Annotated in this window: 21 protein-coding genes and 1 tRNA gene; 12 read left to right on the plus strand and 10 right to left on the minus strand. The window is 68.8% G+C overall.

From position 1 onward, the window contains the following. Positions 1 to 8: 8 nt before the first annotated feature. Both fliP and AC1RR5_RS08790 read right to left on the minus strand, forming a co-directional pair. The gene (fliP, locus tag AC1RR5_RS08785) at positions 9 to 809 is read right to left on the minus strand and encodes a flagellar type III secretion system pore protein FliP (RefSeq protein ID WP_492920922.1); all 801 of its coding nucleotides are present in this window, start codon (positions 807 to 809) and stop codon (positions 9 to 11) included. Beyond that, a complete protein-coding gene (locus AC1RR5_RS08790; protein ID WP_492920923.1) occupies positions 809 to 1111 on the minus strand; it encodes a FliO/MopB family protein in 303 nt (100 codons plus the stop codon). The genes fliP and AC1RR5_RS08790 overlap by 1 nt, the downstream gene beginning before the upstream one ends. Positions 1112 to 1219: 108 nt before the next feature. On the opposite strand from AC1RR5_RS08790, the gene flgB reads away from it, so the two are divergent. From flgB to fliE, 3 genes are read left to right on the plus strand one after another with little or no spacing between them, the layout of a single operon-like run. After that, positions 1220 to 1663 carry a flagellar basal body rod protein FlgB gene (flgB, locus tag AC1RR5_RS08795; RefSeq protein WP_492921332.1) on the plus strand — a complete coding sequence of 148 codons (444 nt, stop codon included), beginning with the start codon at positions 1220 to 1222 and terminating at the stop codon, positions 1661 to 1663. Between the two features lie 11 nt (positions 1664 to 1674). Next, the gene (gene flgC, locus AC1RR5_RS08800; RefSeq protein WP_492920924.1) at positions 1675 to 2094 is read left to right on the plus strand and encodes a flagellar basal body rod protein FlgC; all 420 of its coding nucleotides are present in this window, start codon (positions 1675 to 1677) and stop codon (positions 2092 to 2094) included. Positions 2095 to 2104: 10 nt separating this feature from the next. Then, on the plus strand, positions 2105 to 2419 hold the full coding sequence (fliE, locus tag AC1RR5_RS08805; protein WP_492920925.1) for a flagellar hook-basal body complex protein FliE: 315 nt from the start codon (positions 2105 to 2107) through the stop codon (positions 2417 to 2419). A 142-nt stretch (positions 2420 to 2561) separates the two neighbouring features. On the opposite strand, the gene AC1RR5_RS08810 is transcribed toward fliE, so the two are convergent. Then, positions 2562 to 2735, minus strand: a complete 174-nt coding sequence (locus AC1RR5_RS08810) for a hypothetical protein (protein ID WP_492920927.1) — start codon at positions 2733 to 2735, stop codon at positions 2562 to 2564. Between the two features lie 136 nt (positions 2736 to 2871). Between AC1RR5_RS08810 and AC1RR5_RS08815 the strand changes: the two genes are divergently transcribed. Then, a complete protein-coding gene (locus AC1RR5_RS08815) occupies positions 2872 to 3633 on the plus strand; it encodes an ATP-binding cassette domain-containing protein (protein ID WP_492920928.1) in 762 nt (253 codons plus the stop codon). Next, the gene (locus AC1RR5_RS08820) at positions 3626 to 5173 is read left to right on the plus strand and encodes a glycine betaine ABC transporter substrate-binding protein (RefSeq protein WP_492920929.1); all 1548 of its coding nucleotides are present in this window, start codon (positions 3626 to 3628) and stop codon (positions 5171 to 5173) included. The genes AC1RR5_RS08815 and AC1RR5_RS08820 overlap by 8 nt, the downstream gene beginning before the upstream one ends. Here the strand turns inward: AC1RR5_RS08820 and hutU are convergent. The 4 genes from hutU to hutI are packed head-to-tail and all read right to left on the minus strand — an operon-like array spanning position 5170 to position 10374. Next, positions 5170 to 6834 (minus strand): urocanate hydratase, encoded by a 1665-nt coding sequence (gene hutU, locus AC1RR5_RS08825; protein ID WP_492920930.1) that lies wholly within the window; start codon positions 6832 to 6834, stop codon positions 5170 to 5172. The two genes, AC1RR5_RS08820 and hutU, sit on opposite strands and share 4 nt — an antisense overlap. Beyond that, on the minus strand, positions 6831 to 7646 hold the full coding sequence (hutG, locus tag AC1RR5_RS08830; RefSeq protein ID WP_492920931.1) for an N-formylglutamate deformylase: 816 nt from the start codon (positions 7644 to 7646) through the stop codon (positions 6831 to 6833). The genes hutU and hutG overlap by 4 nt, the downstream gene beginning before the upstream one ends. Continuing rightward, the gene (hutH, locus tag AC1RR5_RS08835) at positions 7643 to 9184 is read right to left on the minus strand and encodes a histidine ammonia-lyase (protein ID WP_492920933.1); all 1542 of its coding nucleotides are present in this window, start codon (positions 9182 to 9184) and stop codon (positions 7643 to 7645) included. Before hutH ends, hutG begins: the two co-directional genes overlap by 4 nt. After that, positions 9169 to 10374, minus strand: coding sequence for an imidazolonepropionase (hutI, locus tag AC1RR5_RS08840; protein WP_492920934.1), 1206 nt, complete (start codon positions 10372 to 10374; stop codon positions 9169 to 9171). The genes hutH and hutI overlap by 16 nt, the downstream gene beginning before the upstream one ends. Positions 10375 to 10447: 73 nt before the next feature. Between hutI and AC1RR5_RS08845 the strand changes: the two genes are divergently transcribed. The 4 genes from AC1RR5_RS08845 (at position 10448) to AC1RR5_RS08860 (ending at position 14338) form a co-directional block, all read left to right on the plus strand. After that, entirely contained in the window at positions 10448 to 11824 is a 1377-nt protein-coding gene (locus AC1RR5_RS08845; protein ID WP_492920935.1) for a formimidoylglutamate deiminase, read from the plus strand. Then, positions 11821 to 12522, plus strand: coding sequence for a histidine utilization transcriptional repressor HutC (gene hutC, locus AC1RR5_RS08850; protein WP_492920936.1), 702 nt, complete (start codon positions 11821 to 11823; stop codon positions 12520 to 12522). The genes AC1RR5_RS08845 and hutC overlap by 4 nt, the downstream gene beginning before the upstream one ends. A 78-nt stretch (positions 12523 to 12600) precedes the next feature. Continuing rightward, positions 12601 to 13140, plus strand: a complete 540-nt coding sequence (locus AC1RR5_RS08855; protein WP_492920937.1) for a DUF1993 domain-containing protein — start codon at positions 12601 to 12603, stop codon at positions 13138 to 13140. A 112-nt stretch (positions 13141 to 13252) separates the two neighbouring features. Continuing rightward, positions 13253 to 14338, plus strand: coding sequence for a hypothetical protein (locus AC1RR5_RS08860; RefSeq protein WP_492920938.1), 1086 nt, complete (start codon positions 13253 to 13255; stop codon positions 14336 to 14338). A 20-nt stretch (positions 14339 to 14358) separates the two neighbouring features. Here AC1RR5_RS08860 and AC1RR5_RS08865 read toward each other — a convergent pair whose 3' ends face one another. Beyond that, a complete protein-coding gene (locus tag AC1RR5_RS08865; protein ID WP_492920940.1) occupies positions 14359 to 14772 on the minus strand; it encodes a GFA family protein in 414 nt (137 codons plus the stop codon). A 116-nt stretch (positions 14773 to 14888) separates the two neighbouring features. Here AC1RR5_RS08865 and AC1RR5_RS08870 point away from each other — a divergent pair, with 116 nt between their 5' ends. Then, positions 14889 to 15359, plus strand: a complete 471-nt coding sequence (locus tag AC1RR5_RS08870) for a hypothetical protein (RefSeq protein ID WP_492920942.1) — start codon at positions 14889 to 14891, stop codon at positions 15357 to 15359. A gap of 37 nt (positions 15360 to 15396) precedes the next feature. Here the strand turns inward: AC1RR5_RS08870 and AC1RR5_RS08875 are convergent. Both AC1RR5_RS08875 and ybaK read right to left on the minus strand, forming a co-directional pair. Continuing rightward, a tRNA-Met gene (locus AC1RR5_RS08875) sits at positions 15397 to 15473 on the minus strand. A 54-nt stretch (positions 15474 to 15527) separates the two neighbouring features. Then, positions 15528 to 16004, minus strand: a complete 477-nt coding sequence (gene ybaK / locus AC1RR5_RS08880) for a Cys-tRNA(Pro) deacylase (protein WP_492920943.1) — start codon at positions 16002 to 16004, stop codon at positions 15528 to 15530. Positions 16005 to 16052: 48 nt separating this feature from the next. Between ybaK and AC1RR5_RS08885 the strand changes: the two genes are divergently transcribed. Beyond that, positions 16053 to 17711: a copper resistance system multicopper oxidase gene (locus AC1RR5_RS08885; protein ID WP_492920945.1), complete on the plus strand. Its 1659-nt coding sequence runs from the start codon at positions 16053 to 16055 to the stop codon at positions 17709 to 17711. Next, positions 17708 to 18445 (plus strand): copper resistance protein B, encoded by a 738-nt coding sequence (locus AC1RR5_RS08890; protein WP_492920946.1) that lies wholly within the window; start codon positions 17708 to 17710, stop codon positions 18443 to 18445. Before AC1RR5_RS08885 ends, AC1RR5_RS08890 begins: the two co-directional genes overlap by 4 nt. Positions 18446 to 18507: the final 62 nt, after the last annotated feature.

The raw sequence follows: 18507 nt of genomic DNA on the forward strand, positions 1-18507 counted from the left end.
AATCGGGCCTAACCGCCGCCGCCGCGCTGGAAGCTCTCCACGAGGCTGCCCGCGACGAGTCGCCAGCCGTCCACTAGCACGAAGAAGATCAATTTGAACGGCAGGCTGATCGACGCGGGCGGCAGCATCATCATGCCCATGCTCATCAGCACGCTGGCCACGACCAGGTCGATGACCAGGAATGGGATGAACAGCAGGAAGCCGATCTCGAACGCGCGCTTCAGCTCCGAGATCATGAAGGCCGGCGTCACCACCTGCAGCGGCAGCTCCTGGGCGTTCTTCGTCTGGGGCGTCTTGGACAGGCGCACGAACAGGGCCAGGTCCTCGCGATCGACCTGGCGCAGCATGAACTGCTTCACCGGACCGCCGGCGGCCTCGACCGCCTCAGGCAGCTCCATCTGGTGGTCCAGCAGCGGCTTGATGCCCGCGTCGTACGAGCGCTCGAAGGTGGGTCCCATGACGATGGCGGTCAGGAACAGCGCCAGGCTGATGATCACCGGGTTGGGCGGGCTCTGCTGGATGCCGATGGCGGTGCGCAGCAGGCCCAGCACCACCACGATCCGCACGAACGAGGTGGTCATGATCACGATGGACGGGGCCAGCGACAGCACCGTCATCAGGCCGACCAGCTGGACGACCCGGTCGGTCAGGCCCGCGCCGGTGCCCAGGTTGATGTTCACCGCCGACTGGGCCAGCGCCGCGGCGGGCATGACCGCGCAGGCGATGGCGGCCAGCACCGAGATGATCGCGGCGCGGCGCAGATCCTCCGCCTTGGCGCCCGTCACCGACTTGATCAGGTCGCGGATCATCAGGCCACGGGCTCCGAAGCGGGGACGGTTTCAGGCGATTTGGGCGGCGGGACCCAGTCCAGCAGCTTGCCGTCGCCCAGCATGACCAGGCGCTCTTCACCGTCCAGGCTGACGATGACCAGGCGGCGGGTGGGATCCAGGGCCAGGGTCTCGACCACCTTGAGCCGGCGGTCCTGGCGGGCGGCGATCGCGCGGCCGATGGCGTCGGGGCCGTACTTGCGCAAGCCCCAGGCGGCCAGGCCGATCAGGCCCAGGGTGACCGCCAGCGCCGCCAGGGCGCGAATGAATTCGATGATGTCCATGATCGCCTAAAAGCGAGACAACTTGGCGCAGGCAAAACGTGCCTGCGACCCTGGTGTGCCTGAGGGTTCTTAATGCCGAATTAACCCTGTTTCTTCACCATGATCGCCATGGGTCCGGACGACATTCCCCTTTTCGGCATGCTCAAGAGCCGCCTCGGTTATCTGACCGAGCGCCAGAAGCTTATCGCCCAGAACGTGGCCAATGCCGACACGCCGGGATACCGCCCCAACGACCTGAAGGCCTTCAGCTTCCAGGCCTCGCTGATGAACCAGACCTCGGGCTCGGCCTATCGCGGCGGGCCCAGCGCCCCGACCAGCGGCGTGTCGATGATGGCCACCTCGGCCACCCACATGGCACCGACCAAGCCGACCAGCGGCTGGCGCGAAGCCGAGAAGCCGGACTCGGAAACGACCCTCGACGGCAACGCGGTCTCGCTCGAGGACCAGATGCTCAAGATGACCGACGCGCGCATGAACTACGACGCGGCGATCAGCTTCTACCAGAAGTCCATGAACATGCTGCGCCAAGCGGCGCGCAAGCCGAACGGCTAGGGGACTAAGCGATGCCCGAGATCAAATCCAACTCGCTGGCCACCATGGCCGTGGCCTCGTCGGCCCTCCGCGCCCAGCAGGGCCGCATGCGGGTCATTGCGGAAAACATCGCCAACGCCAACTCGACGGCGCGCACCGCCGGCGGCGATCCCTATCGTCGCCAGATCCCGGTGTTCAAGCCGACCCAGGTGCAGGGCGCCGAGGGCGTGCAGATGCTGCGCGTCGATCCCGACAAGAGCGACTTCAAGTCCGAGTACGACCCCGGCAACCCGGCCGCCGACGCCAAGGGCTACGTCAAGACGCCCAACGTCAACACGCTGGTCGAGGCGCTGGACATGAAGGAGGCGCAGCGCGCCTACGAAGCCAACCTCAACGTCATCGAGACCGCGCGTTCCATGGAATCGCGCACCCTCGACATCCTGAAGAAGTAGGGGCTAGGCCATGATCACCGCGCTCGCCGCCGCCAAGGCCTACGCTACGCAAGGCGCCATGGGCGTCGGCTCGATAGGCTCGCTGGGCGGGACCGACAAGGCCAAGGGCATGGACTTCGGCGACATGCTGAAGTCGGCCATGGACGGTGCGACCAAGGCCTCTAAGGTCGCCGAACACAAGATCGCCGACCAGGTGGCCGGCAAGGCCGAACTGGTCGACGTCGTCACCGCCATCAGCTCGGCGGAAGCCAGCCTGGAAACCGTGATGGCCGTCCGCGACCAGGTGATCTCGGCCTATCAAGAGATCATGCGGATGCCGATCTAAGGGATCGGCTTCTCTCTTTTCCAACATCGTCGCGAGATAAAAAATGGGCCGCGCCTCGGGGGAGGACGCGGCCCAGTTCGCTTCAGGGGAGAAAGAAAGGAAACGCTACGCTTACAAACTGGAGCGCCGGGTACGCGGGCGCCTACAAATGCAGAAAGGTCTTGGCGACCGCGAACAGGCCGCCCCAGACGATCGCGTTCAACACCGAGGCCAGCAGCACCGCGAAGCCCAGGGGCCATTGGCGGGGCGCGCGACGCCCATCCCGAGCGCTTTTGGGGCGCGGATCGAACGTACGGGCTTGCGTGGCGACGGTCATGAAGACGCTCCTTGAACCTGTCCCTCATGGTCGAGATTGACTCGGCCTGTGCGAACCTGACGACCTGTCGCGCGCCGCCTTGTCGCACCCTTCATTCGAGTCAACGCTCGGAGGCGGCGAAAGGTTGATTCCCCCCATGAGCGCCATCGTCCTCGACCAAGTCAGCAAGACGTACGGCGGCCAGACGGTGCTGCACGAGACGTCGCTCGAGATCGCCAAGGGCCGCTTCATCGCCCTGGTCGGCGGCTCGGGCGCGGGCAAGACCACGCTGCTGAAGCTGATGAACGGGCTGTCGACGCCGACCAGCGGCCGGGTGCTGCTGGATGGCGCGGATATCGCCGCCAAGCCGGGGCCGGAACTGCGGAGGGGCATCGGCTACGTCTTCCAGGAGATCGGCCTCTTCCCGCACATGACCGTGGCCCAGAACATCGGCGTGACGCCGGACTTGCTGGGCTGGCCGGCGGAGAAGATCGCCGCGCGGGTGGATGAACTGCTCGACCTCGTCGCCCTGCCGCGCGCGGTCGCTGGTCGGTCGCCGTCGCAGCTGTCGGGCGGCCAGCGTCAGCGGGTGGGTGTTGCGCGAGCGTTGGCGGCGAGGCCTTCGATCCTGCTGATGGACGAACCGTTCGGGGCGCTGGACCCTGTGACGCGCGTCGCCCTGGCCGACGACGTTCGCCGGCTGCACGATCGGCTGGGGCTGACTACGGTGATGGTCACCCACGACGTCGGCGAGGCCCTGCTGCTGGCCGACGAGGTGGTGGTGATGGCCGACGGCTGGGCGCTGGCCCACGCCCCGCCGAGGGAGCTGCTGGCGGGGCATCCCGACCCGGTGGTCGCCGACCTGATCGCCGCGCCCAGGAAGCAGGCCGAACGTCTGGCGGAGCTGGCCCGTGGCTGATCGTCTTTCCGCCGCCCTGGCGGTCCTGCCCGAGCGCCTGGGCTGGCACGTGACCCTGTCGGCGTCCGCGCTGGCCCTGGGCCTGGCCATCGCCCTGCCGCTGGGCGTCGCGGCCGCCCGCAATCCGCGCCTGAAGTGGATCGCCCTGGGCGCGGCCGGCCTCGTCCAGACCATTCCGAGCCTGGCCTTGCTTGCGCTGTTCTACCCCGTGCTGCTGCTGCTCTCCGGGCTCGCGGTGAAGGTGCTGGGGCACGGCTTCCCGGCGCTGGGTTTCCTACCGTCGCTGCTGGCCCTGACCCTATATTCGATGCTGCCGATCCTGCGGAACGCGGCGGCGGGCGTTTCTGGTATCGACCCCGCCGTGGTCGAGGCCGCGCGAGGCGTGGGCATGACCGACCGCCAGCGGCTGTGGCGCGTCGAGCTGCCCCTGGCCGCGCCGGTGATCATGGCCGGCGTGCGCACCGCCGCCGTCTGGACGATCGGGGCGGCGACGCTGTCCACACCCGTCGGTCAGACCTCGCTGGGCGACTACATCTTCTCCGGCCTGCAGACCGAGGACTGGGTCGCGGTGCTGGTCGGCTGCGCGGCCTCGGCGGGGCTGGCGTTGGTCGTGGACGGCCTGCTGGGCCTGATCGAGGGCGGCGTGGCGCGACGGAACGGCAAGCGGCTGTGGGCCGGCGGCATAGGTCTCGCGATCGGCCTGCTGGCGGCGCTGGCGCCCCTGGCCGGCGCGGCGCTGTCGCAAGGCCGATCGGCCTACGTCATCGGGGCCAAGAACTTCTCCGAGCAGTACATCCTGGCCGAGCTGATGGCCGGCAAGCTGGAGGGGCAGGGCGCGACCGTCCAGCGCCGCGTGAACCTCGGCTCGGCCGTCGCCTACCGCGCCCTCGCGAGCGGTGAGATCGACGCCTATGTCGACTATTCCGGCACCCTGTGGGCCAACGTCCTGAACCGCACGGACAACCCCGGCCGTCAGGCGGTGCTGGACGGTCTGCGCACCGACCTGAAAGCCCGCGACGGCGTAGTGGTGCTCGGTTCGCTGGGCTTCGAGAACGCCTACGCCCTGGCCATGCGCCGCGACCGCGCCGAGGCGCTGGGCGTGAAGACCTTGGCCGATCTGGCGACCAAGGCCCCGCAGCTGACCATGGGCGGCGACCTGGAGTTCTTCTCGCGGCCGGAATGGGCGGCGGTGGTCAAGGCCTACGGCCTGGAGTTCAAGTCCAAGCGCCAGTTCCAGCCGACCTTCATGTATCGGGCGCTGGAGAGCCGTGAGGCCGACGTGATCTCGGCCTTCTCAAGCGACGGCCGGATTGCGGCCGATGACCTGGTGCTGCTGGGCGATCCCAAAGGCGCGCTGCCGCCCTACGACGCGGTGATCCTGGTCTCGCCGAAGCGGGCCGGGGACCGGCGTCTGCTGGACGCCCTGACGCCGCTCTCCGGCAGCATCGACGTCAAGGCGATGCAGGCGGCCAACTACGCGGTCGACCGCGACACGGGCAAGAAGAGCCCCGCCGAGGCGGCGGGGCTGTTGGCGCGCTAGAGGATCCCTGGCAGGTCCAGGCCCTTCTCCCGCGCGCAGTCTAGGGCGATATCGTAGCCGGCGTCGGCGTGGCGCATGACGCCCGACGCCGGGTCGTTCCACAGCACCCGCGCTATGCGCTTGGCGGCGGCCTCGGTGCCGTCGCAGACGATCACCATCCCCGCATGCTGCGAGAAGCCCATGCCGACCCCGCCGCCGTGGTGCAGTGACACCCAGGTGGCGCCTGAGGCGGTGTTGAGCAGGGCGTTCAGCAGCGGCCAGTCCGACACCGCGTCCGAGCCGTCCTGCATGGCTTCCGTCTCACGGTTGGGCGAGGCGACCGAGCCTGAGTCGAGGTGGTCGCGGCCGATGACGATCGGAGCCTTCAGCTCGCCGCTGGCGACCATCTCATTGAAGGCCAGGCCCAGGCGGTGGCGGTCGCCGAGACCCACCCAGCAGATGCGCGCCGGCAGGCCCTGGAACTTGATCTTCTGGCCGGCCATGTCGAGCCAGTTGTGCAGGTGTGGATTGTCCAGGATCAACTCCTTCACCTTGGCGTCGGTTTTGGCGATGTCCTCGGGATCGCCCGACAGCGCCGCCCAGCGGAACGGCCCGATCCCCCGGCAGAACAGCGGGCGGATATAGGCCGGGACGAAGCCGGGGAAGTCGAAGGCGTTGGCCACGCCTTCCTCCAGCGCCATCTGGCGGATGTTGTTGCCGTAATCGACGGTCGGCACGCCGGCGGCCTGGAAGTCCAGCATGGCCTGGACATGGACGGCCATTGAGGCGCGGGCGGCCTTGTCGACCGAGGCAGGGTCACGCTCCTTGGCGTCGGCCCACTGGTCCAGCGTCCAGCCGGCCGGCAGGTAGCCATTGATCGGGTCGTGGGCGCTGGTCTGGTCGGTCAGCAGGTCCGGGCGGACGCCGCGCTTGTAGAGCGCCGGCAGCAGTTCAGCGGCGTTGCCCAGCAGGCCGACCGAGATCGGGGTCTTGGTCGCGTTGGCCTCTTCAATCCAGGCCAGGGCCTCGTCGACGCTGTCGGTGGACTTGTCGAGATAGCTGGTGCGCAGCCGCATCTCGATCCGCGAGGGCTGGCATTCGATGGCCAGGCACGAGGCCCCGGCCATCACCGCCGCCAGCGGCTGGGCCCCGCCCATGCCACCCAGGCCTGCGGTCAGCAGCCACTTGCCCGACAGGTCGCCGGCATAGTGCTGGCGGCCCATCTCGACGAAGGTCTCGTAGGTGCCCTGCACGATGCCCTGGGCGCCGATATAGATCCACGAGCCGGCGGTCATCTGGCCGTACATGGCCAGGCCCTTCTTATCCAACTCGTTGAAGTGCTCCCAGTTGGCCCAGCGGGGGACCAGGTTGGAGTTGGCGATCAGCACACGGGGCGCGTCGGCGTGGGTGCGGAAGACGCCGACCGGCTTGCCCGACTGCACCAGCAGGGTCTCGTCGTCCTCCAACCGGCGCAGGGTCTCGACGATCTTGTCGAAGCTCTCCCAGTCGCGCGCCGCGCGGCCGATGCCGCCGTAGACGACCAGCTCCTCCGGACGCTCGGCGACGTCGGGGTGCAGGTTGTTCATCAGCATCCGCAGCGGGGCTTCAGTCAGCCACGACTTGGCGGAAAGCTCGGTGCCGGTGGCGGGGCGGATGACGCGGGTATTGTCGCGGCGGGTCATGCTTTGCTCCGAGCAAAGGTGAGGCAGGCGTTGAGGACGTCTTCGAGCACCAGGCGCAGCGGCTCGGCGCGGTCGGCGTGGAAGGGCGTGGGCCAGGTGTCGGGCGTCGGCGGCTCGGCGGGGTCGTCCATGTAGCCGCGGCAGGCCAGCTCCATCTGGATGGCGTGGATGCCGGTGAGAGGCTGGCCGTAGTGGCGCGTGGTCCAACCGCCCTTGAAGCGGCCGTTGGTGACGCGCGAGCGGCCCGAGGCGTCGCAGGTGGCTTCGACGGCGGCGATCAGGGCGTCGGCGCAGCTTTGGCCACTGTTGGTCCCGAGATTGAACTGCGGCAGCTCGCCGTCGAACAGTCGAGGGACCAGTGAGCGGATCGAGTGGGCTTCGTACAGCACCACGGTCGGATGCAGGCCGCGCAGGCGGTCGATCTCAGCGCGCAGGGCGGCGTGGTAGGGCTCGAAGTACAGCGTCCGCCGCCGCTCGATCTCGGCCGCGTCCGGCCCGCCGTCACGATACAGCGGTTCGCCGTCGAAGGTGGTGGTGGGGCACAGCTCCGTCGTCGCCTGGCCCGGATAGAGCGAGGCGCCCGACGGGTCGCGATTGACGTCGATGACCGTCCGCGAGATCGCCGTCTGGACGATCGTCGCCCCCATGCCCTCGGCAAAGGCGTAGAGCCGGTCGACCCACCAGTCGGCGTCCTTGCGGGCCAGCCAGGGGGAGACGAGGCCGGCCTCGATGTCGGCAGGGATTTCGGTCCCGGTGTGCGGCAGGCTGACGATCAGCGGGGCGTCGCCGCGCGTGACCTGCAGCCAGTTCACGCCGTGACCCCCGGCAGGGCGCCCGCCGCCTCGATCACCGCGCCCGAACGGACCAGGGCGTTGGCGGCCTCCATGTCCGGGTGGAAGTGACGGTCGTCATCCAGGTGCGGGACCTCGGCGCGGGTCAGCTTGCGCACGGCCTCAAGGGCCTTGCTCGACCGCAGCGGGGCGTGGAAGTCACAGCCTTGCGCCGCGGCCAGCAGCTCGATGCCCAGCACCGCCATGGCGTTCTCGACCATGCCCAGCAGGCGCCGCGCGCCGTGCGCGGCCATCGAGACGTGGTCTTCCTGGTTGGCCGAGGTCGGGATGGAGTCGACACTGGCCGGATAGGCCTTCTGCTTGTTCTCCGAGATCAGGGCCGCGGCCGTGACCTGAGGGATCATGAAGCCGGAGTTCAAACCGGGCTTGGGCGTCAGGAACGCTGGCAGGCCCGACAGCGCAGGATCCACCAGCATGGCGATGCGGCGCTCGGCGATCGAGCCGATCTCGCAGACCGCCAGGGCGATCATGTCGGCGGCGAAGGCCACCGGCTCGGCGTGGAAGTTGCCGCCCGACAGCGCTTCGTCGGCCTCCGGGAAGATCAGCGGGTTGTCCGAGACGCCATTGGCCTCGGTCTCCAGCGTGGTCGCCGCCTGGCGCAGCACGTCCAGCGCCGCGCCCATCACCTGCGGCTGGCAGCGCAGGCAATAGGGGTCCTGCACGCGCTCGTCTTCCTTCAGGTGCGAGGCGCGGATTTCCGAGGTCGCCATCAGCCCGCGCAGGGCGGCGGCGGTCTCGATCTGGCCGGCGTGGCGGCGCAGGGCGTGGATGCGCGGGTCGAACGGGGTGTCCGAACCCTTGGCGGCCTCGGTGGACAGCGCGCCGGTGACCAGGGCCGACTGGAACAGCCGCTCGGCGTCGAACAGGCCGGCCAGGGCGTTGGCGGTCGAGAACTGGGTGCCGTTGAGCAGGGCGAGGCCTTCCTTCGGGCCCAGCGTCAGGGGCTCGAGGCCGGCCTTTTTCAGCGCCTTGGCGGCGGGTTTGCGCTCGCCGTCTACGAAGATCTCGCCGACCCCGATCATGGTCGCGGCCATGTGGGCGAGCGGCGCCAGGTCGCCCGAAGCGCCGACCGAGCCCTGGGCCGGGATCACCGGGGTCAGGTCCTGGCGCAGCATCTCCTCCAGCATGCGCACGGTCTCGACCCGCACGCCCGAGGCGCCCTGCGCCAGGCTGGCCAGCTTCAGGGCCATCATCAGGCGGATGACCGGGACGGGCGAGGGCTCGCCGACGCCAGCGGCGTGGGAGAGGACGATGTTGCGCTGAAGGGTCTCAAGGTCTTCGTCGCCGATGCGGACGCTGGCCAGTTTCCCGAAGCCCGTGTTGATGCCGTAGACCGGCTCGCCCTTGGCCAGGATGCGTTCGACGGCGGCGGCGCTTTCCGCGATCACCGGCCAGGCGGTCTCGGCCAGGGTCGCCGTCGCGCCGCGATAGATCGCCTTCCAGTCGGCCAGCGGCACGTCGCCGGGGTTCAGAACAAGCTTGGTCACTGGCCTCTCCACACGCGCGCATGGAGCGGGTTAAGGCCCATGCGATAGACAAGTTCGGCGGGACGCTCGACGTCCCAGATGGCGAGATCGCAGGCCTTGCCGGCCTCCAGCGTCCCGCGGTCGTGCAAGATGCCCAGCGCCCGCGCGGCCTCGCGCGTGACGCCGGCCAGGCACTCGTCGACGGTCATCCGGAAGAGCGTGGCGGCCATGTTCATGACCAGCAGCGGCGAGGTCATGGGCGAGGTGCCGGGGTTGCAGTCGGTAGCCAGGGCCATCGGCACGCCCGCTTCGCGCAAGGCCGCGATCGGCGGCGCCTTGTGCTCGCGGGTGAAGTAGTAGGCGCCGGGGAGCAGGGTCGCGACCGTGCCCGAGGCGGCCATGGCGGCGATCCCGGCCTCGTCGAGATGCTCCAGGTGATCGGCCGACAGCGCGCCATATTCGGCGGCCAGCGCGGCGCCGTTCAGGTTCGACAGCTGCTCGGCGTGCAGCTTGACGGGCAAGCCATGGGCCTTGGCGGCATCGAACACGCGGCGGATCTGGTCGGGCGAGAAACCGATGCCTTCGCAGAAGCCGTCGACCGCGTCGGCCAGGCCGCGGGCGGCGATGGCCGGGATCATCTTCTCGCAGACCAGGGCGACATAGCCGTCCTTGTCGTCGCGATATTCCGGCGGCAGGGCGTGGGCGCCGAGGAAGGTCGTGCTGACCCCGACGCGGCGGATCTCGCCCAGGGTCCGAGCAGCGCGCAGGCTCTTGATCTCGTCGTCGAGGGAGAGGCCGTAACCGGACTTGATCTCGACCGTGGTGACGCCCTCGGCGATCAGGGCGTCCAGGCGGGGCAGGGCGGCTTGGACCAGCTCGGCCTCCGAGGCCGCGCGGGTGGCCCGCATGGTCGAGACGATGCCACCACCGGCCCTCGCGATCTCCTCATACGAGGCGCCGGCCAGGCGCAGTTCGAACTCGTGCGCGCGGTCGCCGGCGAAGACCAGGTGGGTGTGGGGGTCGACCAGGCCGGGGGTGATCCAGCGGCCCTCGACGTCGATCGTCTGGTCGGCCTCGAAGGCAGGCGCGTCATCGGCCGAACCGGCGTAGACGATGCGCCCGTCGCGGGCGGCGATCACGCCATCCTCGACGATTCCAAGGCCCGGCCGCGTCGGGTCGAGGGTGGCGAGACGGCAAGTTATCCACAGGGTGTCGCAACGCATCCTGGTCGTGTCCCCTCACTTGCGGTCGGTTCTAATATGTATAGACATATTTGCGAACGATGAGGCTTGTCCAGTGACCGACGCGCAGAATCCTGAAGCTTCCACGGTGGTCTGGTGCGAGAGCGCCCTGCTGGCGGACGGCTGGGCGCGCGGCGTGAAGTTCACGATCACCGACGGCCGCATCGGGCGGATCGACACCGATACGTCGGCGGGCGACGCGGTACGCCTGGGCCCCGCCCTGCCAGGCCTAGCCAATGTCCACAGCCACGCCTTCCAGCGCGCCATGGCGGGCCTGGCCGAGACGCGCGGCGAGACCGGCGACAACTTCTGGACCTGGCGCGAGGTCATGTACCGCTTCCTGGAGCGGCTGGACCCCGACATGGCCCAGGCCATCGCCGCCATGGGCCAGGTCGAGATGCTGGAGGGCGGCTTCACGCGGGTGGGCGAGTTCCACTACCTGCACCACGCGCCCGACGGCGGCTTCTACGACAACCCTGCCGAGATGGCGGCGCGGATGGCGGCGGCGGCGGAAGAGACTGGGATCGGCCTGACCCTGCTGCCGGTGTTCTACGCGCACAGCAACTTCGGCGGCCTGCCGCCCACCGTCGGCCAGAAGCGCTTCGTCCACGACGTGAACGGCTTCGCCCGGCTGGTCGAGGCTTGCCGCGAGATCGTGGCGCCGCTACCCGACGCAGTGGTCGGGATCGCCCCGCACAGCCTGCGCGCGGTGACCGGCGAGGAGCTGACCGCCATCCTGCCACTGGCCGCCGGCGGCCCGATCCACATGCACGTGGCCGAGCAGACGAAAGAGGTCGACGACTGCCTGGCCGCCACCGGCCAGCGTCCCGTTCGCTGGCTGATGAACCACACCGAGGTCGGCAAGCAGTGGTGCCTGATCCACGCCACCCACATCAACGCCACCGAGACCGAGCGCCTGGCCAAGAGCGGCGCGACCGCCGGCCTGTGTCCGGTGACCGAGGCCAATCTGGGCGACGGCGTCTTCCCGACCCCGGACTATCTGTCGGCTGGCGGAAGCTTTGGAATCGGCACCGACTCCAACATCGTGATCGATGCGGCCCAGGAACTGCGGACCATGGAATACGCCCAGCGCCTGACCCGCCGGGCCCGCAACGTGCTGGCGGGCGGCGCCAAGCGCTCGACCGGCGGCGATCTGTGGCGCGGGGCGACGATCGGTGGGGCCCAGGCGCTCGGAGTCGGGCGCGGCGGCCTGCGTCGCGGCGCGCCGGCCGACTTCATCACCCTGGACGCCAATCATCCGAACCTGGTCGGCCGCTCGGGCGACACCCTGATCGACAGCCTGGTCTTCGCCGGCGGCGGCATCGATACCGTCTGGCGGCACGGCAAGCAGCTGGTCAGCGGCGGTCGCCACCACGCGCGCGAGGCGATCCAGGAACGCTACGTGCAGACCCTGAAGGCCCTGCTGGCGTGACCGGACCGCTGCATCAGCGCATCCGCGCCGACATCGAGGCCCGCATCCGCTCCGGTGACTGGGAGCCCGGCCACCGGGCGCCGACCGAGGCCGAGTTGATGGCCGAGTACGGTTGCGCTCGCATGACGGTGAACAAGGCCATGACCGCCCTGGTCGAGGCCGGCCTGATCGTGCGCCGCAAGCGGGCCGGCTCGTTCGTAGCCCGGCCCAAGGTCCATGCGCCGGTGCTGAACATTCCCGACATCCAGTCCGAGATCGTCGCGCGCGGCGAGGCCTACGCCTTCCGTCTGCTGTCGCGCGTGGTGCGCGATGCCGACGGCCCCGAAGAGGTCGAGCTAGCGGCCGGCGGCAAGCTGCTGGAACTGGACGGCGTCCACGACGCCGGCGGCCGGCCGTTCGCCCTGGAACGGCGCTTGGTGTCGCTGAAGGCCGCGCCGGAGATCGAAACCGCCGACTTCGCCGAGCACCCGCCCGGGGCCTGGCTGCTGGAACACGTGACCTGGACCGAGGCCGAGAGCCGTATCGGCGCCATCAACGCCGACGCCGAGGACGCCCGCCTGCTGGCCCTGGACGAGGGCGCGGCCTGCCTGGTCGTCGACCGCCGCACGTGGCGCGAAGGCCAGCACGTCACCCGCGTCCGTCAGGTGTTCCCGGGCGAAGCGTACGACCTGGTGGCGCGGTTCGGCCCCGGGGCGTGATTGGGGGCTTAAGGGCGCGGTCCCTCTGGCGCGGGGCGGCCACCTCAGCTTAGCTCCGCCTTAAACCGGAGAGCCCCCATGGACCTGCACGCGATCGCCGTCCCGACCTACGCCCAGATGCTGAAGGGCCTGTCGAACCAGCTAACTAAGGCGCAGGCCTTCGCCGCCGAGAGCGGCCTGTCGTCCGAGGACCTCCTGTCGACCCGCCTGGCGCCGGACATGTTCCCGCTGTCGACCCAGGTGCGGTTCGTCTGCACCCAGGCCAGTGACATGCTGCGGCAGCTGACCGGCTCGGACTCGTTCACCCCGGCCGAGGACGCTACCGACTTCGACGGCCTGCGCGCCCAGCTGGCAGAGGCCGTCGCGCGGGTGCAGGCGACACAAGCCTCCGCCTTCGACGGCGCGGCCGAGCGCAAGATCGAGCTGAAGATGCCCAACGGCATCGTCTTCGACATGACCGGCGAGCAGTTCCTGCGCGACTGGGCGCTGGCCCAGTTCTACTTCCATCTGACGACCGCCTACGCGATCCTGCGTCACAAGGGCGTGGCCCTGGGCAAGCCCGACTGGGTCTCGCACATGTTCGCCTACATTCGTCCGGGCACCCTTCCTGGAGGTTGAGTTCGCCCACAACCCCCTGACCTGGGGATGTCGGCGCGGGCGGCCCGAACCGTAGAACGGCGTTCGGGGACGTGGCGCGTGGTGCGACGAGGGTCCCGCAAGGGATCCCGTCATGGCCGAACCGACACTTCGCGACTTCCAGTTCCTGGTCCAGCTGATCGACAGCGGCCTGATCCAGGCCAGCTTCAAGTTTTCCGACATCCGGGGACTGCTGAAGAGTTTCAACGTCCTGACCCCCGAGGTCGACGCGGCCCTCGCCCTGGTCGAGGCCAATCCGGTGCTGATCAATATCGGCCTGGCCACCCTGAAGGAGGCCTTGCTGAAGTGGCCGCTGGACACGCCGCTCAGCGTCGCCTTCGGCTCGGGCGGCGGCGACAGCGGTGGTGGAGCGGTCGCCAATCCGATCGTGCTGACCGACGCCCAGATCAAGGACGCCTACAAGGCCCTGGCCGGCATCGCCGCCACCTCGTCCAAGGCGCTTTCGGAATATCTGACCGGCCCGAACGGCGAGAAGGTGGTCAACGCCTTCTATGCCGAGATGAAGCTGCTGGTGCAGCTACAGGCCGACGTCACGGCCGGCAAGATCACCAAGGCGGTGTTCCTGGAGAAGCTGATCGGCTTCTCGGCCGACACCTCGGCCCTGGCGTTGCAGGCGATGAATTTCTTTACCGGCAAGACCCCGACCCAGGCGGCGCTGACCGAGCTGATCGACAGCGCGACCAACACCACCGACCTGACCGACTTCGCCTATGCGATCTACAATACCGAGAACAAGTACATCGAGTTCGCGGTCAACCAGGCCATGAGCGGCACGGGGGCGGTGACCTTCAAGACCGCCTACGACACGCTGAACTTCCGCGACGCGGCGGCCAAGATCTACGACGCCATCATCGGCAATACGAAAGCCCAGACGGCGGGCGTCAACGTCAACGCCGCCATCGACTACATCGTGTCCCAGCAGAAGTACTTCGAGGCTTATGGCCACGACGCCCTGGGGGCCAAGGCGGCGGTGGCGGGCTTCCTGATGTCCAAGGGGCTGGAGGCCGGCGTCGGCGCCTATGCCGAGGCGGTAAAGGCCTTCCTGGGCAAGGCCTATGACGGCACGGCGGCCTATGGCGCCGAGCTGGTGGGCGCGGCCAAGGCGGTGGCGCTGGTGGGGCAGGCCGCCGATGCGCACGACGCCGGCATGATGGCTTAGTCGGGTCCCTAGTCGGGCCCTTAATCGGGCATCGTCTCGAACACGGTCACGCCTTGGGGCAGGACCACCCAGTCGGGCTTGTCGCGGCCGAACAGCGCCATGGCGGGCTTGAACAGGCCCGGGTCATCCAGCGACCCGGCATAGATGGTGTGGGAGCCATGCAAGCCATGCTCCCCGCCAAAAACGAGGCCCCCGCAGTTCGGGCAGGAATTGCGGGTGGCCTCGCCACCGCGGAAGGCGGGACTGCGATATTGCCGCGCCGGGCCGGTGATGGTCAGGGCCGAGGCCGGGAAGCCCATGAATGGGATGAAGCCCGAGCCCGACGCCTTGCGGCAGTCGGCGCAGCAGCACACGCCCATGAAGTCGGGCGCGCGATCGGCTTCCCAGCGTAGAGCGCCGCACAGGCATCCGCCTTTGAAGGCCGTTTGGGTCATGCCGGCAGAGTAGGGGGCGGGGCAAGCGGCGGTCAAACCTCGCTCGCGCTCAAGACTAGTAGGCGTCATGTCACAATCTGTGGCATGGATCGGTCATGGGCGCGGGCGACAGGAAATTGGGCAAGCTGATCGGTCAGGCCGTGCTGGTGGGCGTGGCGCTGTTCACGATCTCGCTGCTGGTGCGGGCTGCAGCCAATACGATCGTCGGCGGTTCCACCCGGGGACCCGCGCCGCCGCCGCCCGACGCCGGGGCCTGGGCGGTGTTTGCGAGCTGGGTCCTGCTGCCGGCGCTGATCGAGACGCCGTTCGTCACCTACCTGGTGCGGCGCACGAACCGCGAGCGGGTGTCGCTGGCGCTGTGGATCATGCTGGCGATCATCTTCGGCGCGTCCTGGCTGCTGCACGGCGCCAGCCCGGGGACGCTAGGCCAAGCCTTCGCTTTCCTGCTGATGGCCTACATGTCCTGGGACTGGTCCAGGCAAGCTGGGCGAGTCGCCTACGGCCTGGCGATCCTGTCGCACGCGGTGTGGAACGGCATCGGCATGGCGCTGCATCTGGCCAAGCATCCGCCTCACCCGCCGGGGTGACATCGCGTTGTATTTTCAGGGAGAAAGAGGTCAGTCCTGGTGGTTGGAGGCGGGATCGAACCGCCGACCTGTGGGTTATGAATCCACCGCTCTAACCATCTGAGCTACCCAACCGGGCCAGGAGGCGCGGCTTATAGGCGAGAACCGCGCGGGATATCAAGCCGGCGCCTACTCCGAGACGATGGCCGCCGTCACCGCGCCCAGGGCCTTCACCGCATCCGCCGGAGCCAGCTTCACCTGCAGGCCGCGCTGGCCGCCGTTGAGGAAGACGTAGGGCTGCGCCAAGGCGGCTTCTTCCATGACCGTCGGCAGGCGCTTCTTCTGGCCGAAGGGGCTGACGCCGCCGACCTTGTAGCCGGTGATGCGTTCGGCGTCAGGGACGGGGGCCATGGCGGCCGACTTGCCCTTCAGGGCGGCGGCCAGCTTCTTCATGCTGACCTCCTTGTCCGAGGGCAGGATGGCGCAGGCGGGTTTGCCGTCGAGCATCACCACCAGGGTCTTGAGCACGCGGCTGGGGTCCTCGCCCAGGGCCTCGGCCGCTTGGAGACCTACACGCTCGGATCCAGGGTCGTAGTCGTACGTATGCAGGTCGAACGCGACGCCGGCCTTGCTCAATGCGATCGTGGCAGGGGTGCTCTTGGACATGCTTTGGGTGATACCCAACTGCGTGAAGCGTTGGAATACGGATAGCGGATGATCGATCGAAGGATCTTGCTGCGCGGCGCTTTTGGTTTGGGCGCGGCCGGCCTGCTGCCCGATTGGGCGATGGCCAGCGAGGGCGCGCGACCGGCGGCGCTGTCGGGCGACGAGATCAAGCTGACCGTCGGCCACACGATGGCGAAGATCGACGGCAGGGCGGGTCATGCGGTGACCGTCAACGGCTCGATCCCCGGTCCGCTGATCCGGTTGAAGGAAGGCCAGAACGTCAGGCTCTCGGTCACCAATAACCTCGACGAAGATACCTCGATCCACTGGCATGGCCTGCTGGTCCCGTTCCAGATGGACGGCGTGCCGGGCGTCAGTTTTCCGGGCATCAAGCCGGGCGAGACCTTCACCTATGAGTTCCCGGTGCGGCAGGCTGGCACCTACTGGTGGCACAGCCATTCGGGCCTGCAGGAGCAGGTCGGCCATTACGGCCCGATGATCATCGACCCGGCGGGCGAGGATCCGATCGCTTACGACCGCGAGCACGTGGTGGTGCTGTCGGACTGGAGCTTCCTGCATCCGCACGACCTGTTCCGGAAGCTGAAGGTCAATGCCGGCCACTTCAACTTGCAGAAGCAGACGGTCGGCGGCCTGCTGGCGGGCCAGGACCAGTCGCTGAAGGACCGCGTCGACTGGGGCAAGATGCGGATGGACCCCACGGACATCGCCGACGTCACCGGCTCGACCTACACCTATCTGATCAATGGCCAGGGGCCGGGGGACAACTGGACGGGTCTGTTCGCGCCGGGCGAGCGGGTGCGGCTGCGCTTCATCAACGCCGCGGCGATGACCATCTTCAACGTGCGGATTCCGGGCCTGGGCCTGGAGGTCGTGGCGACCGATGGCCAGCCGGTCGTGCCGGTGGCGGTGGACGAGTTCCAGATCGCACCGGCCGAGACCTATGACGTCGTCGTGCGGCCGACGCGGGACGAGGCCTTCACGCTCGTCGCCGAAGCCTCGGACCGTTCGGGGCTGGCGCGCGGGACCCTGGCGCCGCGTCCGGGCATGACCGCCGCCGTGCCGCCGCTGAGGAAGCGGCCGCTGGCGACCATGAAGGACATGGGCATGGGGAACATGCACCATGGGATGGACATGCCGGGCATGGACATGTCGATGCGCTCGCAGAGCAACGCCCCGAATGTGCCGCTGACGCCAGGCGTCCAGACCATCTCGCCGATGCCGATGGACCGCATGGGCCAGCCGCCGCAGGGGCTGGAGGACGTAGGGCACAAGGTGCTGCGCTACGCCGATCTGGCCAATCTCGTTCCGGCAAAGGACATACGCCCGCCCGGCCGGGAGATGGAGATCCACCTGACCGGCAACATGGAGCGCTTCATGTGGGCGTTCGACGGCGAGGCGTTCGGGCCGATCAAGAAGCCGATCGCCTTCCAGCGCGATGAGCGGGTGCGGGTGGTGCTGATCAACGACACCATGATGGCCCACCCGATCCACCTGCACGGCCACTTCTTCGAGCTGGTCAACGGCCAGGCGCATCAGCCGCTGAAGCACACGGTCAATGTCGCCCCGGGCGGCAAGGTGGCCTTCGACCTGACGGCGGACGAGCCCGGCGACTGGGCCTTCCACTGCCACCTGCTGCTGCACATGCATGCTGGGATGTTCAATGTCGTGACGGTGCGGCCGCTATGATGGTCCAGCACGCGCATCACGCGCCTCCGCCGGCGGCGATCGAACAGCCCGCGCCGGTCGCGCCGACCGACCATGCCGCCGAGCGCTTCTACACGCCCCAGGCCATGGCGGCGGCTCGCGCCCAGCTGATGAAGGAGCACGGGGGCGGCAGTTTCTGGACCGTCCGCGCCGACCAACTGGAATACCGCTCACGCAAGGGCGGCGACGCCCAGGCGTTCGAGGGTGAGGCCTGGTCGGGCAACGATGCCTCCAAGTGGGTCGTGAAGGCGCGCGGCGAACGCGTCGACGGCGAGGGTTGGGAGAGCGGTGAGGCCGAGTTGCTGAAGGCCTGGCCGGTTGGGCCCTACTTCGACCTGCAGGCCGGCGTGCGCTACGACTTGGCGCCGAAGGGGCGGTCCTATGCCACTGTCGGCTTCGAGGGCCTGGCGCCCTACTGGTTCGAGCTCCAGGGCGCGGCCTATCTGTCCGACCAGGGCGATGTCTCGGCCCGGGCCGAGGCGTCGTACGACCTGCGCCTGACCCAGAGGCTGATCCTGCAGCCGCGCGTCGAGGCCGACGTGGCCGAGGCCGGCGCCGCCAAGCTCGAGGGTGGCCTGCGCCTGCGCTACGAGATCACCCGCGAATTCGCGCCCTATGTCGGGATCGTCCGGGAGCGGACCTTCGGCCCAATGACGCCGCTGGGCGAGCGGGCGGGCAGCACGGCGATCGTGGTCGGCGTCCGCGCCTGGCGTTGACGCCCTATCGATACGGATAGCTTGCCGGGAGCGCGGCTGAGGCCCAACATCCGTTTGACCCG

Source organism: Caulobacter sp. GW821-FHT11E11 (assembly GCF_058808315.1).